Here is a 17435-nt window from a genome sequence, read left to right as displayed (position 1 = left end):
CTGACAACCCGTCGGGTACGCCTTTCGGCTCCACGCCTGCTCAGCGTCCCGCCCCCGCCGCGGCCGTCAGCGCCCCGAAGCCGTACGGGTCCGGGCCGTCGCCGCCTGCCGACCGCCCCGTACGGTCCGCCGCGCGGCGGGCTCCTCCCCGGACCGTGCCCACAGCGACCTCACATGCCCCAGGTGACGCGCCATGCACGCCTCCGCCCCCGCGGCGTCGCCGGCGAGCGCCAGGTCCAGCAGCTCCACGTGCTCCTGCGCCGACGGCAGCAGCTCGCCGCGCTCGTCGAGGCCGGTCAGCCCGTACAGACGGGACCGCTTGCGCAGGTCACCGACGGTCTCCACGAGCCGCGCGTTGCCCGAGAGCGCCAGCAGCCCCAGATGGAAGCGGCGGTCCGCCTCCAAGTAGCCGATGAGATCGTGCGCACGCGCCGCGGAGACGATCTCCTCGGCGAGCGGCCGCAGCGCGGCCAGCTGGTCGCGGGAAGCCACCCGCACCACCCGTCCCACGGTCGGCACCTCGATCAGGGCACGGATCTCCGCGAACTGGTCCAGGTCGCGCTCGCTCACCTCGGTGACCCGGAACCCCTTGTTGCGCACCGGCTCGACCAGCCCCTCGCGCGTCAGGTCGAGCATCGCCTCCCGTACGGGCGTCGCCGAGATGCCGAACCCGGCGGCGAGCGCGGGCGCGGAGTGCACGGTGCCGGGCCGCAGTTCACCGGCGATCAGCGCGGCGCGCAGGGCGTGCGCGGCCCGGTCGCGCAACCGCTCCTGGCCGGTGATCGGTCCGAGGTGCTTCACATCGCCCCCTGGGTGGGCCCCGCGCGGGGGCTCCGTACCGGCGTCGGACAGGAGCCCAGCGTACAAGGCGACGCGGTGCCCGGGACCGGTGGTGCCACCGGCCCCGGGCACCGCGGCCGGGTCAACTCGCTTGCGAGGAACAGTCGTAGAGGGAGCCGGGGCCGGACGCCGAACGGCCTTCGGACGCGGTGGAAGAGCTGGAGGCGGCCGGTTCGCCGCCGTACTCCCGCGGGTCGACCCGTGTGCAGTGGGCGCGCACCCAGGCGTCGATCTTCTCGTTCTCGGAGGTGGCGGCGCCGTCGTCCGCGCCGCCGCGGCTGCTCCCGCCCGGCACGTCGAGCAGCGCGAAGCGCAGCGCGCCCGAAGCGACGAGGTGCCGGTACGCGGCGAGGGTGACCGACGGCACCCGGCCCGAGGCCCCGCCGAGCGGCAGGACGGGCAGGCCCGTCGCCAGAACGCCCCGGGCCCGGGCCCAGCCGGGGCCCGAGGAGAGGATGTACTCCGCCGGGCCGCTGTGCTGCCTCGCGTAGTCGAGGAGACGCCGCTCGGCAGGGGACAGGTCCTGACGGCTGCTGTCGGGCGTGGAACGCTGCGGAGGACCGTCGGACAGCGCGACATGGCTGAACGAACCGGGACCGTCCGGCCCCGCGTGGGCGTCGAACGCCGACCCCGCGTACCGCGTGTCCAGTACGGACAGCGACCAGGTGGCCGGGGCGGCGAACAGGGCGAGACAGCCGGCGGCCAGGCCGACGACGGACAGGCGGCGGGCCCGGCGCTCGCGGGAGAGTGCCACGATGCCGAGCAGCGCCGCCGCCGCGACGAGCGGCGTCAGCCACGGGACGAAGTCCGGGTGGCGGAGCGCGAGGAAGACCGCCCAGGCGGCCTGGAGGGCGATGACGGCAGGAAGGGCGGCACGGGCGTAGCGGCTGCTGCTGTGCCCCGTGAGGCGGGCGCGCCACAGGGCGACGGTCCCGGCGGCGGACAGGGCCGCGAGGGAAGGGGCCAGCGCCGCTACGTACGCCGTGTGCGGTACGGGCGTGAAGCTCAGCACCGCCGCCGTGGCCACCAGCCAGGTGCCCCACAGCAGGTATCCGGCGCGCGTCCGGTCCGTACGGGGGCGCTTGCGGCAGCGGAGGAGGCCGAGGACGAGACCGATGGCCGCGAGCGGGTAGAGCCAGCCGATCTGCGCCGTCAGGCGGGTGCTGAGCAGCTTGTACCAGGCGACGTTTCCCGTGTCCGAGCCGGAGATGGTCCGGGTGCGGTTCTTCGCGCCGCTGGTGCCGCTGGGCTTCGCGCCGCCGCTGTTCCCGGTCTTCGCGTCGTGGTTGTCCCCGGTCCGCGTGCCCGGGGCCCCGCCGGCCGCCGCGCCCGTCCGGGCCGTGGCGCTCTCCGTCTGCCCGAGCCGGGAGAAGCCGTTGTAGCCGAAGACCATGGAGAAGGCGCTGTTGTCCGTCGTGCCGTCCACGTACGGGCGTACGTCCTTCGGGGTGAACGTCATCATCAGCACCCAGGACAGCGACACCGCGGCCATGACCGCGCCGGCGGTCAGTACGTGACCGAGCCGCTTGCGGAAGGGGACCGGCGCGGTGACGAGGTAGGCGAGGGTGAGGGCGGGGACGATGAGCCAGGCCTGCATCATCTTGGCCTGGAACCCCAGGCCCACCCAGACCCCGGCGAGCAGCAGCGGGCCCGACCGGCCGCTCTGCGCGGCCCGTTGCCCCTGATCCGCCGCGAGGACCAGGCACATGATCAGTGCGGCGTCGGGGATGGCGTGGCCGAAGAGGGAGGCGGTGACGGGGGTGAGGGTGAACAGGGTGGCGGCGAGGAGGGCGGTGGCGGGGCCCTGCCAGCGGCGTACGACGCGGTGGAGGACCAGGACGGTGATGACGCCTTCGAGGCATTGGGGCAGGGTCAGGGCCCAGTCGTGGAAGCCGAAGAGGCGGGCGGAGAGGGCCTGGGGCCACAGGAAGCCGCCGATTTTGTCGAGGGTGATGGTGGCGGAGGGGTCGTAGGCGGTGAAGAGGAATGCTTTCCAGCTCTCGGTCATGCTGCGGGCGGCGACGGAGTAGTACGGGGCCAGGCCGCTGGTGGTGATGTTCCACGCGTACAGCAGTGCGGCTGCGGCGGCGATGCCGAGCAGGGCGGGGCGGGCCCAGAGGGGCTGGTCCTCGGGTGAGCGCCACAACTCCCAGCGGCGGCGGGCGCGTCGAGGCGCTGGAGCGAGCGGGGACGGGCGTGCTGGGGCGGCGGCCGCCGGGGTGGGTGGCGTGGAGGCGGAGGATGCGGACATGGTCGACGAGGGCTCCCTGGTCGCGGGACACGGACGCGTACGGGACGACGTGTGGGACGGGCGTGTACGAGACGGACGTGGCGGGACGTCCGTCACCCGTTCGGGTACGCGTGCTGCGTGCCGATGGTGGTTCCCTGTGACGGGCCGGGCAAAGGAGGCGATTGACCAGATGTTGTCCGGGAGTTGACCGGGCAGCTCAGCGCGGCGGACGGAGCCTGCATCCCGGACAATGCGCGGGGCGCCGACGGGGTGGCCGGGCGGCCGGGCGGTTCCGCGGTACTACGCCGCGCCGTCCTCCGCCGACGGGGCCCCGCCCGTCGCGGGACGCCGGTCCGTGTCCGGACGGCGGACGGTGACTTCGGCGACGGCTCCGCCGTCGGGAGCGTTGGAGAAGCGCAGCGTCGTACCGAGGACGCGCGCCTGCCCCACGGCGATCGTCAGCCCGAGGCCGTGTCCGCCGCCCTTCCTGCCGTCCCGGGAGCGGGTACGGAAACGCTGCGGCCCCTCGGTGAGCAGTTCGTCGGGGTAACCGTCGCCGTGGTCGCGCACCGTGACGACCGGCCCGTCGACGGTCAGGACCACCGGCGGGCGGCCGTGTTTGTGCGCGTTGGCGACGAGATTGCCCAGGACGCGCTCCAGCCGCCGCTGGTCGGTCTCCACCCGGCAGTCCCGCACCACCCGGACCTCGGCCGCCAGCCCGGTGGCCCGCACCGCGCGCTCGGCCAGCGGCCCGAGCCGGTGCACGTCCAGGTCGGCGCGCTCCACCTCGGCGTCCAGCCGGGAGATCTCCAGCAGGTCCTCGGTCAGCCGGCGCATGGCCTGGACGCGCTCCTGGACCATCTCGGTGGGCCGCCCGGCGGGCAGCAGCTCGGCGGCCGCGTGCAGGCCGGTGAGCGGGGTGCGCAGCTCGTGGGCCACGTCGGCGGTGAAGCGCTGCTCGCTGTGCAGCTTGCTCTGCAGGCTCGCGGCCATCGCGTCGAGGGCGGCGGCCACGGCGGCGGTCTCGTCCCGCGCGTACCCGGGGCACCGGGCGCGGGGGTCGTCCACCCGCGCGTCGAGGTCGCCGTCGCTGATACGGCGCGCCACCTGGGCGGTGTGGTGCAGCCGCCGGGTGACGTTGTTGGTGGCGTAGAGGCCGACGACGAGGGTCAGTGTGATGGCGACGGCCGCCGAACCGATGATGGCCTGGTCGAGGCCGCTGATGACGGCCGCCCGCTGGCTGAAGTCCTGGCCGACGGCCAGCGCCTTTCCGTCGGCCGGTGTCACCGCCCACATCGTCAGGCGGCCGTCGTGCTCGCCGAGCTGGGTGCCGCGCCGGCCCCGGTGGGCCATGTCGCGCAGCGCGGGCGGCAGGTCCGGCGGGTCCAGCCGCGCGTCGCGGCCGAGCGGCTCACCGGCGACGTACGTCTCGACCACCGAGTTCAGCCGGTCCAGCGCCGCGTTCCGGGCCTGGTCCTCGGACTGCCGGCTGACCAGGACATGGACCAGTACGCCGAGCACCGTGGCCAGGAAGCAGCACATGACCATGATGAACAGCGCGGCCTTCCACCGCAGCGTCGCCGTCCAGGACGGCAGCCGTCGCCACCGGTGCCGGCCCGTCCCCGCCGTACCGGCGCTCACCGTACGGCCTGCCGGGGTGCGGGGGCGGAGCGGGGGAGGTGCACAGTGTTTCCAGTCGGTGGTCACGGGGGCGCGGGCCGGAAGGGAACCCTACGTCGAACATGATGTTGGCTCCCCTCCATTGCGGCAATCCGGCGATCGCGTAACGAACGTCCATAAGAGGGCGAACGGTGCTGTTACCGCGTGTGGCGCAGCCCCGGCTCCGGACCGTGCGTCCAGCGGCGGGGCCGCTCTCTCAGCGCTCCGCCCCGGCCGCCTGCGCCGTCGCCGCCGTCACCAGCGTCACGGCGGCATCGCGTGCGCGCAGCGCGGTGTCCGGGTCGCCGCTGATCGTGGCCGTCGTGATGGCGCCGTCGATCAGCAGCGCCAGCTGTTCGGCCAGCGCCGCCGGATCGCCGGCGGGCAGCTCCCGTACGAGGCCGGCGACGTACGCGTGCACGGCGTCCTTGTGGTCGCGTGCGGCGCGGGCCACGCCCTCCGAGACGGCGCCCAGCTCGCCGAAGGCGTTGATGAAGGCGCAGCCCCGGAAGCCCGGTGCGGTGAACCAGGCGTGCAGCCAGTCGAAGACGGCTGCCGGCGCGTCCCCGGGCGCGGCGGCGTGTTCCTGCACGTGGGCGGCGAGGGCCGCGCGCCAGCGCTCGTCGCGGTGCCGCAGGTAGGCCTCGACCAGCTCGTGCTTGGAGGGGAAGGACTGGTACAGCCGCTTCAGGGACACGCCGGACGCGGCGCGGATCTCGTCCATGCCCACGGCCTGGATGCCGCGGGCGTAGAACAGCTCCTCGGCGGCGTCGAGCAGCCGTACCCGGGCTTCTTCCTGATGCACTGCGGCCTCCCGCTATCGCCGAGAACGATCGTTCTCGTAGAGTAGCGGACGCCATGGAGAACGTCCGTTCTCCGTGTGGTTCCTCCTGCAAGGAGTCCGTCATGACACCACGACCCCCGCTCCCGCCGTTCGACCGGGAGAGCGCGCTGAAGAAGGTACGGGCCGCCGAGGACGCCTGGAACACCCGCGACCCCGAACACGTCGCCCGCGCGTACACCGAGGACTCGGTCTGGCGGAACCGGAACACGTTCCTCACCGGCCGCGCCGAGATCACGGCCTTCCTCCGCGAGAAGTGGGCGCGGGAGCTCGACTACGCGCTGCGCAAGGAGCTGTGGTCCTTCCAGGACGACCGGATCGCGGTGCGGTTCCAGTACGAGTTCCACGACGCCACGGGCCAGTGGTGGCGCAGCTATGGCAACGAGCTGTGGGAGTTCACCGCGGAGGGGCTGATGCGGCGGCGCGAGGCGAGCATCAACGACGTACGGATCGGCGCTCAGGAGCGGCGCGTCTTCGGCCCGCGGCCGGCGGCGGAGGACCGGGCCCTGATCCCGGTGTGGTGACCTGAGCCGTCGCGGGGCCCGGCACCCCGACGCACCGCGCACCGCCGGGACATCCGGCGGTGCGCGGTGCGCGGTGGCCCGGCGCGCCGCTGACGACGACGCGCGCGCCGGGACCTGCGTCGGACGACGCTTACTTCACGTTGATCGCGGTCCAGGCGGCCGCGACCGTCTTGTACTCGGTGCTGCTGGCGCCGTACAGGTCGGCGGCGGCCTTCAGCGTGCCGGTGCGGGCGCCCGCGTACTTCGTGGTGGAGGTGAAGTACGTGGTCAGCGCGCGGTACCAGATCTTCTCGGCCTTGCTGCGGCCGATGCCGGTGACCTTCGAGTTGTCGTAGGTCGGGCTGTTGTAGGTCACGCCGTTGATCGTCTTGCTGCCGCTGCCCTCGGAGAGCAGGTAGAACCAGTGGTTGGCCGGGCCCGAGGAGTAGTGCACGTCGACGTTGCCCAGCGACGAGGACCAGTAGTCCTTGGACGCGCCGTCCTTGGAGGGCTTGTCCATGTAGCGCAGCGGGCTGCCGTCACCGTTGATGTCGATCTTCTCGCCGATGAGGTAGTCGCCCTTGTCGGCCGCGTTGTTGGCGTAGAACTCGGCCGCCGTGCCGAAGATGTCGGACGTCGCCTCGTTCAGGCCGCCGGACTCGCCGCTGTAGTTGAGCCGCGCGGTGGCCGCGGTGACGCCGTGGCTCATCTCGTGGGCGGCCACGTCCAGCGAGGTCAGCGGGTTGCTGTTGTTCTCGCCGTCGCCGTACGTCATGCAGAAGCAGGTGTCCTGCCAGAACGCGTTGACGTAGCTGTTGCCGTAGTGGACGCGGGAGTAGGCGGCCTTGCCGTCGTTGCGGATGCCGTTGCGGCCGTGCACGTTCTTGTAGTAGTCCCAGGTGACCGCCGCACCGTAGTGCGCGTCGACGGCCGCGGTCTGCCGGCCGCCGCCCCACGTGTCGTCGGCGTCGGTGAAGAGCGTGCCGGTGCCGGACGTGCCCTGGCGCAGGTCGTACGTCTTGTGGCCGCCGCGGGCGCCGTCGGTGAGGTTGTAGGTGCTGCCGCTCTTGGTGGTGGTGAGCGGGACGGTGCCGCTGTACGTGCTGGTGCCCGTACCGGTCTCGATCGTCTCGTCCTGGAAGAGCTTGGCCCCGGTCTTCGCGTCGGTGACGACGTGCAGTTCGCTCGGCGTGCCGTCCTTCTGGACGCCGGTCACCACCGTCTCGTAGGCCAGTACGGGCTTGCCGGTGGCGGCCCAGATCACCTTGCGCGGCGCGTTCTTGGCCTCGGCCTTGGTGTTCTTCTCGGCGGCCGAGGCGGACAGCGCGCTCTTCTTCGCGGCCGTCGCCGGCTGCGCGGCGTCCGTGGTGGGCACGGCTATCTTGGCCTGCGTCGCCTTGTCGACCGTGCGGGCGCCGCTCTTCTTCTCATGGACGACCAGGTCCCCGCCGAGGACCGGCAGGCCCTCGTACGTGCGCTCGTAGCGCGTGTGCACCGTGCCGTCCGCGTCCTTGATGACGTCACGGGCGACGAGCTTCTCCTGACCGCTGAGGCCGATCTTCTGCGCGGTGACGGCGGCTTCCGCCTGCGCGCTCTTGATCGCGGTCACCCGCTGCTGGGCGGACAGCGCGACGGCGTTCGCGCCGGTCGCGGCGTCGGGCTGCGCGGTCGCCGAGCCGGTCTGGACGGTGACCGCGACCATCGCGGCGGAGGCGACCAGGGCGGCGGCACGGAGGGTGTACTTGCGGGGGGTGGAGGTCATGCGTCTCAACTCAGTCTCCTAGCGCGGACCGTACGGTTTCGGCCCGAATGAGGGGGAGGGCGAGCCCTGTCGGGCCGCCCGGTGGTGCAGGAGTGAATCGAGAGGAGACTGCCATCAACCGACCGTGTTTGTCAGGTCTTCAACAAGGATTTCACAGGGGGTTTGACGATATGCGGTTGTTTGTCGCCGATTTCTGGTCGCTAGGGACCACTTTTGTGAACAGTGGGTGGCGAGTGGAGACGTGGGAGTGGCGGATCCGCCCCGGCGCACATCACCGCCGTACCGCATGCCGGAGGCCCGGCGCCGCCATCGGGCGCCGGGCCTCCGTATCGTTCGCCGGCGGTGGTGCCGCTACGGGAACGCTGCCTCAGGGGGTGGGCAGCTTCGCCGACCAGGCCGTCACGGACAGCGTGCCGTTGTCCACTTCCTGGTCGAACGGGAGCACGTTGTGACCGTTGCCGCCCCTGGGCGAGACCTGCACGTACTTGGCGTACGCGGTGTTCGCGCCGGTGTGCGTCCACACCAGGTCGGCGTAGGCGCTCTTGCCCGGCGCGAGCGTGACCGGGTGCACGCCCGGGTCCTTGGCGAAGTACGTGTCGCCGTGCCGCGCCTGGGTCTTGATCGCGGTGTGTCCGGCGCCTTCCAGCGCCAGGCCCGGGTAACCGGAGATCGTGCAAGTGCTCTTGCCGACGTTCTCCATCCGCAGGTACGTGCCCGCGTGGTTCATCCCGGCCTGGCTCCCGCCCGCGTCCGTCGTGGAGACCTTCAGCGTCCCCGGCTGGCACGCTCCGGCACCGGCCGGCCCCGCCCCGGCGGCGGAAGCCGCACCGGTACTCACCCCGGTGGCCAGGGCGGCGGCAGCGGCGACGGCGGCAGCGGTACGCAGACCACGCATGGTTGATCAACTCCCTCTTCCCCGGCATCCCGGGGAACACGCTCGTGATGCACCCACCCGCCTGCCCCACGCACGGGACACGACACGTGCCGGACGCGGCGGCGGGCCGGTACGGCCTTCCTCGTTTCCGTGCGGTCCACCCTGCGCGGGGACGCTGATGATCGGCTAACACCCGGCTAACGTCCCGGAACCCGCGGCGGTGTGCACGACGGCCGCCCCGGAACGTGGCCGGGGCGGCGTCCGCGCGCCGGGAACGTGCCTCCCCGGTCAGTTCATGGTCGACCCGATCGGGGCGTTCCCGGTGGTCAGGAAGGTGGTTGCCGGGAGCGAGCCGTCCGCCTTGCGGGGTCCGTACGCGGTACGGGCGTCGGTGGACCGGAACGCCGGCGTCGCCACGCCGCGGTCCCAGTTGTTCCCGGCCGACACGGCGGCGGAACCCAGCTTCACCGGCGCGTCGCCGTTGGAGACGGCCAGGTTCTTCGCCAGGCGGCCCTTGCCCTTGGCGAAGTAGAAGCCCGCCTTCTTGTTGGCGTACGCGGTGTTGCGCCGGAGGACGGTGGCGCCGGGGTTGCTGTTCTCGGTGAAGCCGTGCATCGAGTTGTCCCAGGCCGCGTTGTCCGTCACCGTGTGGGCGGCGACCGTACCGCCGCCGCCCAGCTTGAAGCCGTTGCCGTTGCCCTCGAAGGCGGGGACGTTCCAGCGGTTCTTGCCGTTGCCGTAGGCCCAGGTGTGCTCGATGGTGACCGGACCGGCGAACTTCCAGAGGTCCAGACCGTCGTCCGCGTTGTCGAACAGCCGCGCCCCGGTGATCCGGTTGCCCTTGCCCGAACCGAACTTCACGGCGATGCCGTCGGCGTTCTGGCCGTGCGTGGCGCGGTCGACATTGCCGTGACTGTCCAGATTCTGTACGAGATTGTCGTCGGTGCCCTCACCGCGCAGGGTGAAGCCCGAGTTGCCGTTGTCGGCGGTGACCAGGTTCTTGAAGATGCCGCCGGTGGAGGACGTGGCGACGAAGCCGTGCGCGGGCGACTTCTGGAAGGTGAGGTTCTGGACCGTCCAGTAGTCACCGGATATCCCGGCCAGCCAGGAGCCGGCCGGCAGCTTCGAACCGTCGATCCGCACCTTCTCGCTGCCGTACGCGGCGAGGGTGATACGGGCCGCGGGCGTGCCGTTCGCGGAACTCTTCAGGCTGCTCGTCGGGTAGTACGTACCGCCGCGCACCTGGATGGTGGTGCCGGCCTCGGCGTGCGCGACGGCGTCCTGGAGGGCCGCGGTGGACGAGACGACGACCGTCTGGGAGGCCGCCCCGGCCGTGCCGGGGGCGAGTGCCAGCCAGGCGCCGCCGGCACCGGCGGTCAGGGCGACGGCGGTGGCGACGGTCAGGGTGCGGGTCCTGCGGTGGCGACCGGTGGTGCTGCTCACGGCAGTTGTTCCTTTCGTGGGGGACGGGAACGGCGGCCGGCCGGGCTCGCTGCCCGGGGCCGCACACGTCCTTGTCACCGCGGCGGGCGGAAAGGTTGCCGTGCGGGGCGGAATGTTCCGGGCGTACGGGGCGAGGGCGTGCCCGGCCCGCTCGGTCCGGTCCGGAGCCGCGGACGCTTATCCTCGTCGCATATTGAGACAGGGGGATTGAGCCGGTGAATTCCAGGCGTTGAAAAGTGATTTCCGGGCCCGGCTCCCCGCGTCTCCCGCCGTGGAAATAAGTAACATCGGGGCCGCGTCAAACTCGCTCATTTGGTGACGTCGGAACGTCTTGCCGCTGCTGCCGCCGCGCCAATTTAATTGCTGCAGCACGAGGTTCATCCCCGCAGTGTTCACCCCCCACAGTAGGAGACTTCGCATGAAGCGCATTCCCCGTATCCTCGCCGGCCTGGGTATCGCGACGGCGGTCGCTCTCGGCGCGACCACGCCCGCCCTGGGGACGACGGGATTCTTCCTGTACACCACGCCGTCGAACCAGCAGGACCAGCTCGACAACCCGCGGAGCAATACCTGCCACACGATCGAGGGGAACGGCCGGGCCTACAACGGCACCAACAAGGTCGTCGCGCTCTATGCGTCGCGGGACGACTGTGAGGGAACCGCGACCCAGTTCCTGAGGCCGCGACAGCACGGTGCGGACGTGGAATTCCGGAGCGTGGAATTCATTCGCTGACCGGTCGCACCGCGCCGGTCCGCCGCGCCGGCCCTGCCCTTCCACCGCACCTCGGGTGGGCGGGCGGGCCGGCGCGGCCCGGCCCGCAACGGACCCACGCGCCGTACGGGCACGCCGGCCGTGCCCCGGCCCGAGGAAAGGAGACGGTGCCATGACGCACCGGCGAAGGCACACCCTGGCGGTGGTCGTCGCGTCGTTCCTGCTCACGGTGGTGACAGCGCCACCTGCCGCGACGACCACCGGATACTTCGAATACACCGAGCCCGGCCCCGTCCACACGATCAGGGACTTCTCGGCGGCCGGTTGCCACACCTATCTGCGGGCTTCCGGGCGGGCCTGGAACATGACTGATGTCCCGGCGGAGCTGTATTCCTCGGACAATTGCTCAGGGAATTTCTTGCGGAAGGTGCAGCCCCAGCAGGAGGCGCGGGCGGCGTTCAACAGTGTCCTGTTCAGGCCGCGGCCGAATTCTGGCTACTTCCGGTACCGGGAAGCCGGTCGGGTGAAGACGCTGCACAATCCCCGTAGCAATGCCTGCTTCACGCTGGAAAGTGACGGGTACGTCTACAATGCGACGAACAAGACGGCCGAGATCTGGCGCAGCGAAGAATCCTGCCGAGGTACGGCGGATCACTTCCTCCGGAAGCAGGAGCACTCCGACGCGCTGACTTTCGCGAGCGTGCAATTCATCAGGTAGCCGGGGGTGGGTGGCCGGAGAGCGATGATGTCGCACCGGGTACACCGCGCCCGGAGTCCCGCCACCTGCTTTCCCGTACGCGTCGGGGTCGCCGTACGCGGCGGTGCCCCGGCACGCGCGCCGGCCGGGGCGTCGCACGGGCGGTCCGTCCCGGAGGCGCTGGGCCGCGGACCGGCAGGGATGGATACTGATCTTCATGCGTATCGACTTCGACCCTGCACAGTACGACCGGCAAGGCTTCTACCGGCTGCTCACGGCGACCGTGGTCCCGCGGCCCATCGCCTGGGTGTCCACCATCTCCGGTGCGGGCGTGGCCAATCTGGCTCCGCACTCCTTCTTCAACATCGCCTGCGTCGCGCCGCCCATCCTGCAGTTCTCGGCCGTCGGACGGAAGGATTCGCTCCGCAACATCGAGGAAACCGGCCAGTTCGTGGTGAACCTGGCCCCGGAGGAACTCGCCGGGCAGATCAATGAGACGGCGACCGACTTCCCGCCCGGGGTGAGCGAGTTCGACGAGGTGGGAGTGGCCCCCGAGCCGAGCCTGCGGGTCAAGCCGCCGCGGGTCGCGGCCTCGCCGGTGGCCTTCGAGTGCGAGCTGCACAGCACGACGCGGTTCGGCGACTCGACCGTCGTCTTCGGCCGGGTGGTGCACGCCGCGGTGTCGGAGGAGGTCATGACCGACGGCCACCCCGAGATCCGCAGGATGCGGCCGCTGTCCCGGCTGGGCAAGGAGGAGTGGGGCACGATCGGCGACGTACGGGAGATCTCGCGCATCCGGTACGCGGACTGGCGGGGCCCGGCAGCGGAAGCCTGACGGGCGGGCGGGGGAGTACCGGAAGCCTGAGCGGCAGGCGGGGGAGTCCGGACGCCTGAGCGGCAGGCGGGGAGTAGCGCGTTCTGTTCCCCTCTCCCTCGTGTCCACTTCCGCATCACCCCGGTCTCCGGGACTCTGCAGTGACCCGGCCCGCAGGCGTAGCGGGCCACCGGCCACTGGAGATGCGATGACGAGATCGACGGGGTGCTCCGCCGCGGTGCCGGAACTCCCACTGGGCCCGGCACCGGACCTCACGGGCGCCCCTCGCGCCTCCGTAGGGCCGTTCAGCCGCCGTACCGCACTGCGGGCCGTCGCGGCGACGGCGGTCGGTACGCCTGCCCTGGCCTACGGAGGCGGCACCGCGCACGCCGCACGGGGCGACCGGCGGCTGCGCGCCATGACGTTCAACCTCCGGTACGCCTCGGACCAGCGCCCCAACTCCTGGCCCGAACGCCGCCCGGTCATGCGGGACTTGCTGCACCGCGCCGCACCGCACCTGCTCGGCACGCAGGAGGGCCTCTACCACCAGCTCCAGGACATCGCGGACGACCTCGGCGACGATTACGCCTGGCTGGGCACGGGCCGGGCCGGCGGCAGCCGCGACGAGTTCGCCGCCCTCTTCTACGACATCCACCGACTGGCCCCGGTCGAGTACGACCACTTCTGGCTCTCCGACACCCCGTATCTGATCGGTTCCGCGACGTGGGGCAACACGGTCATCCGGATGGCGACATGGGTACGCTTCCGGGATCTGCGGACCGGCGGGGAGTTCTACGCCCTCAACACCCACCTCGACCACCTCAACCAGTACTCACGCGAGCGCTCCGCGGCCCTGATCACCGACCGGCTCCGCGCCCTGGACCCGGCCCTCCCGCGCATCGTCACCGGCGACTTCAACGTCCCCGCCCACCACAACCCCGTGTACGACACCATGCTGAGCCGGGGCGCGCTCGTGGACAGCTGGGACACGGCCGACTCGCGCAGCACTGCGTACGCCACGTTCCACGGCTACCGGCCGCTGGTGCGGGACGGCGAACGGATCGACTGGATCCTCACCTCACCGTCGGTCCGGACCCGTCGCGCCGTGATCGACACGTTCTCCGAGGACGGCCAGTTCCCCAGCGATCACCTGCCGGTGCGGGCGCTGCTCGAACTGCCCGAGCCGTCCAAGGCCTGAGCCGCACCGCCGCCACGGCTGCCTCCGCCCCGTACCCGGAGCCCGGCCAGCAGGTCGTGCGTCGCGGCCGCCACCGCGTCCACGGCCTGCTCGAACACCTCCCGGTTGTGCTCGGCCGGCGCGCGGAACCCGGAGACCTTGCGGACGTACTGAAGGGCCGCGGCCCGTATGTCCTCCTCGGACACGTCGGGCGTGACAGGCGGCCTGAGCGTCTTGATGCTGCGGCACATACCTCCAGTGTGCCGTGCCGACAGGAAGGATCAAGGCCCGAGCGCTACTCCAGGCCGGTGACCCGGAGGGTGATGTTGAGGCGTCCGCTCGTCAACCCCGTCGCGGGGTCGCCGGTTCCCGGGCGGACCTTCGTCACCCCGTGGTAGGCGAACCGTGACGGCCCTCCGAAGACGAACAGGTCGCCGGAGGCCAGTTCGAGGTCGGTGCAGGGGCGGCCGCGGGTCTCGGTGTTGCCGAAGCGGAAGACGCAGGTGTCACCGATGCTGAGCGAGACGACCGGGGCGCTGGAACGTTCGTCCTTGTCCTGGTGCATGCCCATGGTGGCCCGGCCGTCGTAGAAATTGATCAGGGCGGTGTCCGGCGTGTAGCCGGCTGCGGCGGCCGCGTCCTCGTACGCGTCGGCCAGCGCCGCCCGCCCCAGCTCCACCAGCCAGTCGGGGAAGGCGGCGACCCGAGCACCGTTGACGTCGTCGGCGGTGCGCTTGTAGGTGTACGGCTGCCAGTGCCATCCCAGGCACACGGTCTGTACGGACATGACGCCGCCGCGCGGCAGCCGGGTGTGCCGGATCGGCACCGGCCCCCGCGCCCAGTCGCGGCAGGCGGCGACCAGCTCCCGCTGCCGTTCCAGGGACAGCCAGCCGGGTACGTGCACCGCGCCCGGCGCGGGCCGGGACCGTGCGCGCTCCGTACCGCCGGAACCGGGCAGGGGGAGCGGCAGGGGCGTGTCCACAGCAACCTCACTCCTTCGCCTGCCCGCCGGGCTGCTCCGCGGGCTCCGCGATCAGCGCCGTGGCGATCCGCCGGAAGCCGACCCGCTCGTAGATCCGTGCCACGTCGTCGTTGTTCGCCGACAGGAACACCGTACGCATGCCCCGCTCGCGGGCGTCGGCCACCAGCGCGGCGGTGACCGCGCGGCCCAGGCCCCGGCGGCGGGCGCTGGGCAGCGTACCCACACCGACGATCTCACTGACCGTGCCGACCGGCTGGTGCTGACCGGCGCACAGCGCGGCGCCGTCCTCCTCCGCCACCGCCACGGCGGTGTACCCGTTCCGTATGCGCTCCGCCACGACGTCCACCGCGCCGTCCTCGGCGAGCTGCCGGGCCGCCTCCGCCAGCTCGTGGGCGCCCGCCGCACCGACCTGGGTGTCGGGCTGTCCGAAGGCGACGTGCGGTACGGCGACGGCGTACGGCAGCGCCGGGTCACCGGCCTCCAGCATCCGGACGCGCACCGCCCCTCCGGTCCCGGCCTCCGCTCCGGCGTCCCGTCCGGCCCCGGCTTCCCCTCCCGTCCCGGCCTTCGCTCCGGCTTCGCCGTCCTCGCCGGGCCGGTCCTCGCTCAGGTCCAGGGCCAGCAGCGGGTGCTCGTGCACCCGCAGGCCCGACTCCTCCACCGCGGCGCGCAAGCGCGGGGTGTTCTCGGAGACCCACTCGAAGCTCTCGGGTATGCCCAGCTCCCGCTGCCGGGCCCGGACCCGGTCCACGTCGGCGGCGCTCACCGCGTCCGCCGTCCGCCCGCGGGCGGGCCGCGCGTAGTACGGCCAGCCTCGGCCGTCGCGGACGAAGAGGGTCAGGGCCCCGAAGTCCTCGGCCCGGGCGCCGCAGCGCGGAACAGCGTCGTAGTACTCCTCGATCCGGTCGAGCAGCTGCTCCAGCAGCAGGTCGGCAGGGTGGTTCTCGTTCATCGCGGCAGCGTTCACGCCCGCATCCAAGCAGCGGTACGCCACTCACCGCCAACGCATTGCGACCGCCGCTCACCGTCGGCCACCTGCTCCTCGGCTCAGACGGCCTCGACGACGGCTCCGCGCACCGCGCGCGTCCATATCTCCAACAGCCGTGCGTACTCCGCACGGTCCTCAGCCGTCCACGACCGGCCGCGGCGAGCGCGCACGAACCGCCGGATGGCTTCGTTCGCGTCGGCCGGGGCAGGGAGCGCACCCGCGCAGGAGGAAGGAGTTGGGGGCATGCCGTCCATGCTAGGGGCGGCCACTGACAACGGGCCCTCGCCGAAGTGCCCCTGGCCGCCGCACCGCTGCCCCGGCGTGGCCCCGTGCGCCGGACGCACGCGGCTGACCAGCCATGACCGTTACGTGCCCGGCGCGCGGGATTCTCCGTATGTGTCCAGACCCACACCGTGTGCCCGGCCTCACCCGGGCATCGCCCCGCGTGCGCGCGGTCGCCGGGCCGCCTCAGCCCCCTGTAGGCCAACCGGGTAAATCGTCAGAAAAGCCGCGTTTCTCCTTTCATATGATCGAACGGCGAGGGTTGAATCGGAGCGTCAGTCACTCTCAGCACGCCTCAAAGGAGGATGTTGTATGCGTTCTGTCATGCGTCCGCTCTTCGTCGGCCTCGCGGTGGTGGGCCTGTCCGCCGCCGGCGCGGTCGCGGCTCAGGCCCACGGTCACGACGACGACGAGGTCAACATCAGCAAGTACACCAACGCGCCGAGCCATGCCTCGCACAACTGGGGCAGCGGCAACTGGAACTCGGCCGCCCGATTCGGGGACCTGGAGCAGGACTGATTGCCCCAGCTCCTTGATGGCGGGCACATCCGGCATCCCACCGGATGTGCCTGCCGGCACGCGAACGGTCCGGGCGAGGCGCCTCTCCCGCCTCGCCCGCCGATCCGCGGCCAAGGGCGCCCGGCGTCATGGCGAACGACCAAGACACTCCCGAGCGGCAGGCTGCCCTGCTGCAAGCGCGGCTGCACCATGCGCAGTCCGAGCTCGCACACCTCACCCGCAGGCGTGACGAGCTCGAATCCGCGCTGAAGTACGTGGTCGACCAGGCGGGCGGCGCGGTGACCGTCACCCGGCAGGACCGCGACCGCCTGCGTGCTGCCGCCCGCGTACACATACGGTACGAACCCTCCGACGGCAGCTGGCACTACGAACTGCGCTGAAAGGAACGGGTTCCGGCCCGGCCCCGAGCCGGGTGCCGGCTCGGACTCCGGTCCGGACGGCTCCGCGCGCATTTCCCCGCCCGCGCCTTCTTTCAACGGCTCCGAAACGGGTATCACAGAGAAAACCCCACCCCACTGTGTGCCTCGGAGCCGCAGATGCAGCATGCCCTGCCCATGCCCGGAGACATAGGTCTCACCCGAATCAACGGCAATGTCGGTCACTTGATCCGTATCGGCCAGTGGCTGAACGGAAACGGATTCGGTGAATACCAGCACGCCTTCCTCGTACTCCCCGGCGCGATGCTCATCGAAGCCGAGCCCGGCGGCGCGACCGTCCGTTCCCTGTCGGCCTACGACGGCGTGGACGTGCTGTACGTATGCCCGCAAGGACTCACCGACGGCCAACGGGACGCGATATGCGCCGCGGGGCGCCGGTACGAGGGCGTCCCGTACAGCTTCCTGGACTACCTGGCCATCGCCGTCCACCGCCTGCGCCTGCCCTTTCCGGGTCTCCGGCGCTATGTCGCCGCCACCGGCCACATGATCTGCTCCCAACTCGTCGACCAGAGCTACCAGGACGCCGGCGTACGCCTCTTCGACGACGGCCGCTGGCCCGGCTATGTGACCCCCATGGCCCTGTACCAACGCCTGGCGCACTGAGCCCACGCCGCACCGCCGAACGCGCCGTCCGGTAATGTCACTTCGCGTCCCCGCACCGATTCCGGTGCAGCA

The 17435-nt window shown here is 71.7% G+C and carries 19 protein-coding genes; 8 read left to right on the top strand and 11 right to left on the bottom strand.

From position 1 onward, the window contains the following. Window positions 1-66: 66 nt before the first annotated feature. The 4 genes from AB0L45_RS07890 to AB0L45_RS07875 all read right to left on the bottom strand — a co-directional run bounded on the left by AB0L45_RS07890 (window position 67) and on the right by AB0L45_RS07875 (window position 5534). Window positions 67-801: a GntR family transcriptional regulator gene (locus AB0L45_RS07890; protein ID WP_365837262.1), complete on the bottom strand. Its 735-nt coding sequence runs from the start codon at window positions 799-801 to the stop codon at window positions 67-69. 121 nt (window positions 802-922) lie between these two features. Continuing rightward, complete coding sequence (locus AB0L45_RS07885; RefSeq protein WP_365837260.1) at window positions 923-3091, bottom strand: glycosyltransferase family 39 protein; 2169 nt, start codon at window positions 3089-3091, stop codon at window positions 923-925. A gap of 279 nt (window positions 3092-3370) precedes the next feature. Further along, window positions 3371-4618: a HAMP domain-containing sensor histidine kinase gene (locus tag AB0L45_RS07880; RefSeq protein WP_365837491.1), complete on the bottom strand. Its 1248-nt coding sequence runs from the start codon at window positions 4616-4618 to the stop codon at window positions 3371-3373. 328 nt (window positions 4619-4946) lie between these two features. After that, on the bottom strand, window positions 4947-5534 hold the full coding sequence (locus AB0L45_RS07875; RefSeq protein WP_365837258.1) for a helix-turn-helix domain-containing protein: 588 nt from the start codon (window positions 5532-5534) through the stop codon (window positions 4947-4949). A 101-nt stretch (window positions 5535-5635) separates the two neighbouring features. Between AB0L45_RS07875 and AB0L45_RS07870 the strand changes: the two genes are divergently transcribed. Next, window positions 5636-6094 carry a nuclear transport factor 2 family protein gene (locus AB0L45_RS07870; protein ID WP_365837256.1) on the top strand — a complete coding sequence of 153 codons (459 nt, stop codon included), beginning with the start codon at window positions 5636-5638 and terminating at the stop codon, window positions 6092-6094. A 130-nt stretch (window positions 6095-6224) separates the two neighbouring features. Here AB0L45_RS07870 and AB0L45_RS07865 read toward each other — a convergent pair whose 3' ends face one another. The 3 genes from AB0L45_RS07865 to AB0L45_RS07855 form a co-directional block, all read right to left on the bottom strand. Further along, entirely contained in the window at window positions 6225-7835 is a 1611-nt protein-coding gene (locus tag AB0L45_RS07865; RefSeq protein WP_365837255.1) for a M4 family metallopeptidase, read from the bottom strand. Between the two features lie 367 nt (window positions 7836-8202). After that, a complete protein-coding gene (locus AB0L45_RS07860; protein WP_365837253.1) occupies window positions 8203-8730 on the bottom strand; it encodes a DUF4232 domain-containing protein in 528 nt (175 codons plus the stop codon). Between the two features lie 267 nt (window positions 8731-8997). Then, entirely contained in the window at window positions 8998-10152 is a 1155-nt protein-coding gene (locus AB0L45_RS07855; protein WP_365837251.1) for a right-handed parallel beta-helix repeat-containing protein, read from the bottom strand. Window positions 10153-10570: 418 nt separating this feature from the next. On the opposite strand from AB0L45_RS07855, the gene AB0L45_RS07850 reads away from it, so the two are divergent. The 4 genes from AB0L45_RS07850 to AB0L45_RS07835 all read left to right on the top strand — a co-directional run bounded on the left by AB0L45_RS07850 (window position 10571) and on the right by AB0L45_RS07835 (window position 13573). Then, window positions 10571-10885, top strand: a complete 315-nt coding sequence (locus tag AB0L45_RS07850) for a hypothetical protein (RefSeq protein ID WP_365837249.1) — start codon at window positions 10571-10573, stop codon at window positions 10883-10885. A 151-nt stretch (window positions 10886-11036) separates the two neighbouring features. Beyond that, entirely contained in the window at window positions 11037-11582 is a 546-nt protein-coding gene (locus tag AB0L45_RS07845) for a hypothetical protein (RefSeq protein WP_365837247.1), read from the top strand. A gap of 196 nt (window positions 11583-11778) precedes the next feature. After that, window positions 11779-12396, top strand: a complete 618-nt coding sequence (locus AB0L45_RS07840; RefSeq protein ID WP_365837245.1) for a flavin reductase family protein — start codon at window positions 11779-11781, stop codon at window positions 12394-12396. Window positions 12397-12583: 187 nt separating this feature from the next. Next, window positions 12584-13573, top strand: coding sequence for an endonuclease/exonuclease/phosphatase family protein (locus AB0L45_RS07835; protein ID WP_365837243.1), 990 nt, complete (start codon window positions 12584-12586; stop codon window positions 13571-13573). Here AB0L45_RS07835 and AB0L45_RS07830 read toward each other — a convergent pair. The 4 genes from AB0L45_RS07830 to AB0L45_RS07815 form a co-directional block, all read right to left on the bottom strand. Next, window positions 13522-13803: a DUF2277 domain-containing protein gene (locus AB0L45_RS07830; protein ID WP_365837241.1), complete on the bottom strand. Its 282-nt coding sequence runs from the start codon at window positions 13801-13803 to the stop codon at window positions 13522-13524. The genes AB0L45_RS07835 and AB0L45_RS07830 overlap by 52 nt on opposite strands. Before the next feature lie 44 nt (window positions 13804-13847). Beyond that, window positions 13848-14510: an alpha-ketoglutarate-dependent dioxygenase AlkB gene (locus AB0L45_RS07825; RefSeq protein WP_365837490.1), complete on the bottom strand. Its 663-nt coding sequence runs from the start codon at window positions 14508-14510 to the stop codon at window positions 13848-13850. 31 nt (window positions 14511-14541) lie between these two features. After that, the gene (locus AB0L45_RS07820; RefSeq protein ID WP_365837239.1) at window positions 14542-15486 is read right to left on the bottom strand and encodes a GNAT family N-acetyltransferase; all 945 of its coding nucleotides are present in this window, start codon (window positions 15484-15486) and stop codon (window positions 14542-14544) included. A gap of 95 nt (window positions 15487-15581) precedes the next feature. Further along, the gene (locus AB0L45_RS07815) at window positions 15582-15767 is read right to left on the bottom strand and encodes a hypothetical protein (RefSeq protein WP_365837237.1); all 186 of its coding nucleotides are present in this window, start codon (window positions 15765-15767) and stop codon (window positions 15582-15584) included. A gap of 349 nt (window positions 15768-16116) precedes the next feature. On the opposite strand from AB0L45_RS07815, the gene AB0L45_RS07810 reads away from it, so the two are divergent. The 3 genes from AB0L45_RS07810 to AB0L45_RS07800 all read left to right on the top strand — a co-directional run bounded on the left by AB0L45_RS07810 (window position 16117) and on the right by AB0L45_RS07800 (window position 17363). After that, window positions 16117-16323 (top strand): hypothetical protein, encoded by a 207-nt coding sequence (locus AB0L45_RS07810; RefSeq protein WP_158712156.1) that lies wholly within the window; start codon window positions 16117-16119, stop codon window positions 16321-16323. Between the two features lie 128 nt (window positions 16324-16451). Beyond that, complete coding sequence (locus tag AB0L45_RS07805; RefSeq protein WP_365837235.1) at window positions 16452-16703, top strand: hypothetical protein; 252 nt, start codon at window positions 16452-16454, stop codon at window positions 16701-16703. A gap of 156 nt (window positions 16704-16859) precedes the next feature. After that, the gene (locus AB0L45_RS07800; RefSeq protein WP_365837233.1) at window positions 16860-17363 is read left to right on the top strand and encodes a hypothetical protein; all 504 of its coding nucleotides are present in this window, start codon (window positions 16860-16862) and stop codon (window positions 17361-17363) included. Window positions 17364-17435 lie beyond the last annotated feature (72 nt).

Source organism: Streptomyces sp. NPDC052496, from assembly GCF_040679095.1.
Taxonomy (GTDB): domain Bacteria; phylum Actinomycetota; class Actinomycetes; order Streptomycetales; family Streptomycetaceae; genus Streptomyces.
This window is presented reverse-complemented; position numbering and strand designations above follow the sequence as displayed.